7 protein-coding genes are annotated in these 8,364 nt (G+C 39.0%); 5 read left to right on the top strand and 2 right to left on the bottom strand.

Annotated features, from left to right (window positions below; translation table 11 throughout):
- The first annotated feature begins 5 nt into the window (after positions 1-5).
- The gene (locus VB714_RS13660; protein ID WP_416309678.1) at positions 6-1,757 is read left to right on the top strand and encodes a metallophosphoesterase; all 1,752 of its coding nucleotides are present in this window, start codon (positions 6-8) and stop codon (positions 1,755-1,757) included.
- An 11-nt stretch (positions 1,758-1,768) separates the two neighbouring features.
- Here the strand turns inward: VB714_RS13660 and VB714_RS13655 are convergent, their stop codons facing one another.
- Together VB714_RS13655 and VB714_RS13650 are read right to left on the bottom strand one after the other, a co-directional pair.
- Positions 1,769-2,059: a hypothetical protein gene (locus tag VB714_RS13655; protein ID WP_323225044.1), complete on the bottom strand. Its 291-nt coding sequence runs from the start codon at positions 2,057-2,059 to the stop codon at positions 1,769-1,771.
- Positions 2,060-2,204: 145 nt separating this feature from the next.
- Positions 2,205-3,938 carry a CHASE domain-containing protein gene (locus tag VB714_RS13650; protein WP_323225041.1) on the bottom strand — a complete coding sequence of 578 codons (1,734 nt, stop codon included), beginning with the start codon at positions 3,936-3,938 and terminating at the stop codon, positions 2,205-2,207.
- A gap of 162 nt (positions 3,939-4,100) precedes the next feature.
- Between VB714_RS13650 and VB714_RS13645 the strand changes: the two genes are divergently transcribed.
- The 4 genes from VB714_RS13645 to VB714_RS13630 all read left to right on the top strand — a co-directional run.
- A complete protein-coding gene (locus tag VB714_RS13645; protein ID WP_323225039.1) occupies positions 4,101-5,771 on the top strand; it encodes an ABC transporter substrate-binding protein in 1,671 nt (556 codons plus the stop codon).
- Between the two features lie 149 nt (positions 5,772-5,920).
- On the top strand, positions 5,921-6,943 hold the full coding sequence (locus VB714_RS13640; RefSeq protein ID WP_323225037.1) for an ABC transporter permease: 1,023 nt from the start codon (positions 5,921-5,923) through the stop codon (positions 6,941-6,943).
- Between the two features lie 56 nt (positions 6,944-6,999).
- Positions 7,000-7,845 carry an ABC transporter permease gene (locus tag VB714_RS13635; protein ID WP_323225034.1) on the top strand — a complete coding sequence of 282 codons (846 nt, stop codon included), beginning with the start codon at positions 7,000-7,002 and terminating at the stop codon, positions 7,843-7,845.
- A partial coding sequence (locus VB714_RS13630) for an ATP-binding cassette domain-containing protein (protein ID WP_323225031.1) occupies positions 7,842-8,364 on the top strand: 523 nt, incomplete at its 3' end. The genes VB714_RS13635 and VB714_RS13630, both read left to right, overlap by 4 nt.

Genomic DNA, 8,364 nt, shown 5'->3' with positions numbered 1-8,364 from the left:
TCGTACTGTTACCTTTTATTGCTGCTTTTTTATTGGCGGTTTTTATGGAGCCGCCAAAGTCTTTAAGACCGAAAAATATTATGGTTGCTACTGAATTATTAAGCGATCCGTTTCTGCAACTCCCAACGCCAAATTCTGTACGGGTTGTTTGGTTTACGGAGTTTTCGGGGAGGGAAAATTGCGTCGTTTATGGCGATAATTTAGAAGAGGAAGTGAGGGCAGTAACCTCCAAACTGACGCGGGTTAGAGAAGACCAAAACTCTAAAATTACGCCGTCTTATGCCAAAACTGCCGCTCGGGAGGTTTGGCGACATGAGGCAGAAATAACGGGTTTAAAACGCGATCGCCGCATTCCTTATCGTGTTATTTCAACTCGAGAAACGGGGGAGGAAATTAGCAGTCATATTTTTTCCCTTGCACCGACTCCTTCTGAGGGAAAACCCCTCAAGATTTTACTAACTTCCGATCATCAATTGATGCCGATGACGGCGGCAAATTTACAAAAAGTAGAGGAGGCGATCGGCAAAGTTGATGCGGTATTTATGGCAGGAGATTTAATTAATATTGCCGATCGCGCTTCGGAATGGTTCGATAGCGATGGGGGAAATGCCTTTTTTCCTGTCCTCCAAGGTCGAGGGAGTTATACTTTGAAAAAGAAGGGGATCGAGACGGTTTATAAAGGCGGAGAATTGATTCAACACGCTCCTTTATTCACGGCGATCGGCAATCATGAAGTGATGGGACGTTTTTCTCTGCAAACGGGTTTAAATGAACAATTTGGCGATGCTTATCCCCACATTAAAGCTGAGGAGATGTATCAAAAATCTAGTGCAGAAATTAACCCGAGAAACGATCCGCAGTTAAAAGCAGCATGGATTAAAGCAAATTCTTTTAATACCGATACTTATGAGGAAATTTTTACGTTACCGCAAAGCAATTCGGGAGGAGAGAAATATTATGCAGTCACTTTTGGCGATATTCGTTTGGTTGTTTTATATATCACTAATATTTGGCGATCGCCTAGTATAAAAGATGAGCAAATCAGTCGCTATCGAGAGCGATCGCAGGATTTGGACACTCCGGAAAAATGGGGTTATGGACAGCATATTTTTGAACCGATTACTCCTGATAGTAAACAATATAAATGGCTTTTACAAGAACTACAAACACCAGAATTTCAAGACGCTAAATATAAAATTGTCATGTTCCATCATCCTCCCCATACTTTAGGAGATAATATTGTTCCTGCTTATACTAATCCTCGCCAAAGTATTATTTCAACACTAGAAGGGGAAGTAAAATCTGTGCGCTATGAGTACCCATTAAATGATGATTATATTATTCGCTATTTAGAACCTTTATTTAATGAAGCAGGAGTTCAACTCGTCTATTATGGTCATTCTCATCTCTGGAATCGTTTTCAAAATAAACAAGGAGTAAATTTTCTCGAATCTTCCAATGTTGGTAATAGTTATGGTGCTTTTTTGGGGAACAAAAAACGCCCTATTCCCAAGGGATATCAAGAAACTTATATTGCAGAAGGCGATCCCAATGGTTTAGAGCCAATTATGCCAACAATTTCCCCATTAAAAGATGAGAATAATAACGATTTGCCTTATGTTTCTAGTAACGATATTTCAGTTTTTAGTATTTTAGATACAGGACGAGGAAAAGTTAGCAGTTATTATTTTGATACGACTCAACACAATTCTGATATTATTAAGTTTGATGAATTTTCTTTACGTCCTAAATATTAACAGGCTCAATGCTAATTTCTTTTTCTTTGGGAGGAGGTACAAATACCATGCAAACCAATTGCGGCTAAAATGGCACTTTGAAGCACCCAAACTCCCTCAGCAAAAAGATTAATGCGATGAATATTTTGCTGTGCTTCAGCAGAAAATAAAGCGGTGAGTTCGGGTGAATTGTTAGCAATATTTGAGAAGTTTACATAAGCAATTTGAAGGGCATTCCAGTCAACCAGAGAATAGTAGCCAAAGACAACAACTCCTGCAATGCCTAAAGAAATAACTAGAAATAAAGGAATAAGTCGTAACATAAATTAATAGTAATTGTGTTTTATAACCCTAACAATTTTAAATTTTTCAAGCTCTTTAGTTTGCATCAAGCTAACCATTTTAGCACAAGGACTAATTGATTTTCAAGCGCAGACGGATAACAGTATAGCTAGGTAGACAGAAAAACTACTCAGCAAGTGGAAGTTTAACTGTAAAAATCGTTCCTTTTTGTTCTTGAGAAGCGATCGCAATTGTCCCTCCATGTAACTCAACGCAAGTTTTAACCACCGATAAACCTAACCCCGTCCCAATAATATTACCAACATTATTGGCGCGATAAAAGGGTTCGTAAATCTTTTCTAGTGCTTCCTCGGGAATACCAATTCCGCGATCGCAAACTTTAAATTCCAACCCTTGAGAGTTTCCCGATACTTCTAAATGCACTAAACTATCGGTAGACGAATATTTTAAAGCATTTCCGAGCAGATTTGTCAAGATAGAACGAATGAGTTTGCGATCGAGGTAAACTTGGCGATCGGGATAACAATTCTCAATCTGAATTCTGGCTTTTTCTATATTTTCGGGTTCTACTTCATCAATAATTTGCCCGCATAATTGCTCTAAAATTAAAATTTCTGGTGTAAATTCTAAATTTCCTGATTCTGCTCTAGCTAAGGTTAAAATATCATTTAAAAGTTGTGTCATGCGTTTAGTAACGCTTTGAATACGATAATATATTTTCAATCGTTTCGCTTCCGAGAAATCTTGCTGATTATCAATTAAAGATTGAGCAGAGATTAAAATTGTGCTTAATGGCGTGCGAAACTCGTGAGAAGTGGTAGAAAAAAACTGCATTTTTAGATTACTCATTTCCCGAGTTTGTTGTATTTTGACTTGCCATTTCCATAAATAAAAAGCGATAATAATTGTTAAAAGCCAACCAATGATTAAAGTTGATAACATTCCCCATCGTAATGAAAATAAATAGTTTTCAGATGGATAAAACTCTATTAACCATTCTCGCTGACCGATACTTAAAGAATGAATACAAAAAAGAGATTTAGAACATAAAAAATGAGATTTTTTTAAAGCATTCTTTATTTCAGATTCCCCGATCGCCTCTTGATTTACTGAATCATAAAAGCCCAAAAAATCTTCGCGATCGCGTAAAGAAAAATCAATGCGATCGTTCAATCCTTGCAACGCTTCCTCGATAACATCACCAATGCGAAATACACCTAAAATAAAACCTTTAATATTATCGCCCCGACTGACAATTGTATCTTCAGGAAATGGATAATAAATGGGCATAAAAACAAGAAAGCCATATTGATTGGTTGTTTCTTGCACCAATTTAATGCGCCTCGTGGCAACAATTTGACCCGTTTCTCTCGCTAATTGTAAGGCTTCGCGACGAGTGGAATTTGAAGCGAGATCGAACCCCAAAGCAGCCTCATTGTTTCTTAGCGGTTCAATATAAGTAACGGGGAAATATTCGCTACGTTCTTTAGCTACACTCAAAGTATTATTTTCTGTTTCAAAGATCGCGAAATTATCACCCCAAATTTGCTGCATGGATTCTTCGTAAAGTAGGCGATCGCGATGTAAGATTAAAGGCGACCATTCTAAGGCTTGAATCCCAGGATAAGTCGAAATCGATCGCCGCACAAATAGAGAAAATTCGGCTTGAGAGACCTCGTTTTCTGAAACCTGATAAAAGTCTCCAATCGAAAGAAGTACATCATTATAGCGATTTAACGTCCGTTGTAGTGCGATCGCGAGGTTTTCTGTCTGTCGCTGAAACTCCAACTGATGCGCGGATCGTTCCCATTCTCCCACAAACCAAGCCGCGATCGCCGATAAACTTACACCAATAGCAATCACCAATCCTAGAGGAAAATAATACCTAAATCGTGTCATTTTTCTTCTTCCCGATTTCTTTACGTTTTTCTCCCCATTTTCTTTACTTTCATCTGTTAGTCTACACCTCAACAAGTACAGCACAGAGATTTAACCTAAATCCCTAAAAAACTGTAGCTATTTTAACATTTTACTGGAAAACAGTTACCAATTTTACTGAAAATGAAACGACGAGATTTATTCAAAACAGGAACGAGTTTTGCGGCTGGATTTGCTTTAGCAGGTGCATTGAAAGGTTGCGGTTCTCCTTCTGGTACAGAAAAGGCTGCAACTACAGCATCAACTGGAGATGAAGAAGTTATTTTAACAGTGGTACAAGGGGGAGGATTTCCTAATAGTTTAGACCTTCATCGTTCTGGGACAAATCGCCCTGGTTATGGTTCATCTTGGAACTTATACGATCGCCTTATGACCTTTGATACTAAAACTAGTCCCGATGGTTCTCTCTCTTACGATTATACCCAATTAAAACCGGAATTAGCAGAAAGTTGGGAAACAGAAGAAGGAAAATCAATCACGTTTTCCTTGCGGAAAGATGCTACATTTCACGATGGGAAACCCGTGACTGCAAATGATGTTAAATGGTCTTTCGATCGCGCTGTTTCCGTTGGCGGATTTCCCACTTTTCAGATGAAAGCAGGTGCATTAGAAAAGCCAGAACAATTTGTGGTTATTGATGATTATACCTTCCAAGTTAAATTACTGCGCGATGATAAACTTACCGCGATCGATTTAGCAGTTCCTATTCCTTTAATTATTAACTCTGAATTGGTCAAACAGCACGTTACTGAGGACGATCCCTGGGGAATGGAATGGGTGAATAATAATGATGCGGGAGGAGGTGCATTTGAATTAGATTCTTTTGAACCAGGAAAAAAATTAGTTTTAACTCGCTTTGATGACTGGAAATCGGGTCCATTACCCCAAATTGAAAAAGTAATTTTACTCGATGTTCCCGAAGCCGGAAACCGTCGCGCTTTATTGGAAAAAGGCGATGTTGATATTAACTTTAGTCTTTCTGAAAAAGATACAAAAGAACTCAAAGAAACTGAAAAATATGCGATCGTTTCAACTCCGATTGAAAATTGTCTCTACTCTGTCGATCTGAATACAAAAGAAGAATTAACAGGAAAATCTAATCCTTTTGCTGATGTCAAAGTCAGACAAGCTGTTGCTTATGCAATGCCATATCAAGCAATGTTTTATACAGCACTTTATGGGGAAGCTGTCAAACAATTTGGGGCAAAATCAACGAAAGTAAACAATACAGAATGGCCGCAACCAAGTCCATATAAGACTGATATGGGACAAGCGAAAGCATCATTATCTCTCTCTAATTATCCCGATGGTTTTGAAACAACGTTGGCTTTTAACTTAGGAACAAAAGAATGGGCAGAACCTTTATGTGTTCTTATTCAAGAATCTCTCGCTGAAATTGGCATTAAAGTTACCTTAGAAAAAGTACCTGGAGCAAATTTTCGCTCGGTTTTAGTGGAGAAAAGTCGCCCCATGATTATCAATAATTTTGGCGGTTGGTTAAACTATCCCGATTATTTTTTCTTCTATGCTTATCATGGTCAAGATGCCACTTTTAATGGTAGTTCTTATAAGAATCCAGACATGGATAAATTGATTGAAACCGCTTTAAAATCAGAACCCGGAAAAGAGGATTATGAAAAATCCGTGCAAGAGTTTATTCAAATTGCATGGGATGAAGTTCCTCGCATTCCCATTGTTCAACCTTATCTCTCGATCGCCATGCAAAAAAATATCGAAGGTTATCAATATTGGTTCCATCGTCAATTAGATTTTCGACAGTTAAAGAAAGTTTAGTTATCTAAGAGCAAATAGCGAATCATTCTCTAACTTCCCCCTTTTTAAGGGGGACTGACTCTAACTTCCCCCTTTTTAAGGGGGACTGACTCTAACTTCCCCCTTTTTAAGGGGGACTGAGGGGGATCGAACCTTATAATATTCTCAAAATGTCCAAGCATTCAACTCCTCAATTTATTCTACAGCGATTATTAGCAGCAATTCCCAGCGCGATCGGGGTCATTATTGTTAGTTTTATTATGACTCGAATGCTACCGGGAGATCCTGCTGCTTTTTTCGCAGGTGCATCCGCAACACCAGAAGCGATCGCGCAAGTACGAGAAACATTAGGATTAAATAAAAGCTGGATCGAACAGTTTTTTATCTATATTGGAGAACTGATCCGAGGAAATTTAGGTGTTTCTTTAACAACAGGACAAACAGTAATTTACGATCTCGCTACTCGCTTGCCAGCTTCTTTAGAATTAACATTAGCAGGAGTCCTTTTTGCTTTTATCATTGCCGTTCCTTTGGGCATTTTAGCAGCATTAAAACCCAATTCTTGGTTAGACCATCTTTCTCGTTTTATTACAACTGCGGGGGTTTCTTTACCTACCTTTTTTACTGGGCTTTTACTGGTTTATATTTTCTACTTCCTCTTAGGAATTGTTCCCGCACCGGTTGGACGCTTAGATTTACTATCTTCTCCTCCCGAACATTTTACAGGTTTTTATTTACTTGATAGTTTAATACGTGGAGATTTCAGTCTTTTTATTGTTTCCTTCCAACATCTCATTTTACCCGCTATAACATTAGGTATTTTTGCCCTTGCTCCTCTCGCAAGAATAACTAGAGCTTCGATGATTGCTATACTAGGAAGCGATTTTATTCGTCTTGCTAAAAGCAATGGTTTGTCACCCGTTAAAATTCTTTTTACTTATGCTTTTCGCAATGCTTTGCTACCTATTATTACAACAATGGGAGTTGTTTTCTCCTTCCTACTGGGTGCTAATATTTTAGTTGAAAAAGTGTTTGCTTGGCCGGGAATTGGTTCTTATGCAGTTGAGGCTTTAATTAATTCAGATTATGCCCCAGTACAAGGATTTGTTTTAACAATGGCTTTTCTCTATATTTTTCTTAATTTGGCGATCGATATTCTCTATGGAATTATCGATCCCAGAGCAGGTTTTTAACTGTAGGGAAGTTGCAGATAATGTCCCGATATCATTCATTAATTATGAATTAAATTATGACTATATCAATTCGACAGACTCGCTATATTCTCCAAGAAAATACTTTAACTTTAGTTGCATTTTTGATGTTTCTCTCGTTAATTTTTCTAGCAATATTTGGCAATGCGATCGCGCCCTACGATCCCTTAGAAACGAACTCAGCGATCGCGCTTTCTCCTCCTTCTCTACAACATTGGTTCGGTACCGATCAACTGGGAAGAGATATTTTAAGTCGTGCGATCGCCGCAACTCGCTTGGATTTAGGAATTGCGATCGCGGCGGTTTTTCTCTCTTTCTTTATCGGAAGTATATTAGGGGTTTTGGCAGGATATTGGGGAGGATGGATAGATAATATCGTTGGTCGCGCGATCGATACAATTATGGCATTTCCTCTCTTTGTTTTAGCAATGGGAATTGTTGCTGCATTAGGAAACACGGTGGAAAATATTATTTATGCCACCGCAATTATTAACCTTCCTCTCTATGCCCGCGTCATTCGTTCAGAAGTTTTAATTATCAAAAAAGCAGGCTATATTGAAGCAGCAAAACTCTCTGGAAATGGCGACTGGCGAATTATGGCCAGATATCTTTTTCCCAATGCACTGCCCGTGATGATGGTGCATATTTCCCTTAATATGGGTTGGGCTATTCTCAATGCTGCGGGACTTTCTTTTATTGGTTTGGGCGTGCGTCCACCGACTCCAGAATGGGGAATTATGGTGGCAGAAGGGGCAACTTATATTATTTCTGGGGAATGGTGGCTGGCAATGTTTCCTGGACTATCTTTAATGTTTGCTGTATTTTGTTTTAATCTCCTTGGAGATGGTTTAAGAGATTCATTCGATCCGAGGAAAAAAACATGAAAGAAATGCAACCAAAAACGACTCAAGAAACCTTACTCGCTGTCGATCGCCTTTCTGTTGAATTTGCCACGCGCAGAGGAACAGTTCGCGCCCTTGAAAATGTCAGTTTTGATATAAAAGCAGGAGAAATTGTCGGCATTGTTGGGGAAAGTGGATCGGGAAAATCCGTGCTTGCTTTTGCCACAATGGGAATCCTCGATCGCGCGGGTAAAATAACCTCGGGACGCATTCTTTTTGATAACATCGATCTGCTACAAATTAAGCGATCGCAATTGCGTCAAAAGCGAGGTAAAGAGTTATCTATGATTTTCCAAAATCCTCGCGCAGCACTTAATCCTATTCGTAAAATAGGGCGACAAATTGAAGATGTTTTGCAAGCACACGCAAACTTACCCCCAAAACAACGTCGAGAAAGAGTCTTAGAACTCCTCTCTCTCGTTCGCATTTCCGACCCCTCACGGCGCTATAATGCCTATCCTTACGAACTTTCTGGGGGGATGTGCCAACGGGTGACGATCG

It is taken from the genome of Spirulina sp. 06S082, from assembly GCF_034932145.1.
GTDB lineage: Bacteria > Cyanobacteriota > Cyanobacteriia > Cyanobacteriales > Spirulinaceae > CCY15215.
The sequence above is the reverse complement of the archived record's forward strand: the minus strand, read 5'-3'. Positions and strand labels throughout refer to the sequence as shown.

Bases quoted from the DNA above. Each gene is read 5' to 3' on its own strand.
- VB714_RS13655 (WP_323225044.1), bottom strand. From the start codon at position 2,059: ATGTTACGACTTATTCCTTTATTTCTAGTTATTTCTTTAGGCATTGCA.
- VB714_RS13650 (WP_323225041.1), bottom strand. From the start codon at position 3,938: ATGACACGATTTAGGTATTATTTTCCTCTAGGATTGGTGATTGCTATT.
- VB714_RS13645 (WP_323225039.1), top strand. From the start codon at position 4,101: ATGAAACGACGAGATTTATTCAAAACAGGAACGAGTTTTGCGGCTGGA.
- VB714_RS13640 (WP_323225037.1), top strand. From the start codon at position 5,921: ATGTCCAAGCATTCAACTCCTCAATTTATTCTACAGCGATTATTAGCA.
- VB714_RS13635 (WP_323225034.1), top strand. From the start codon at position 7,000: ATGACTATATCAATTCGACAGACTCGCTATATTCTCCAAGAAAATACT.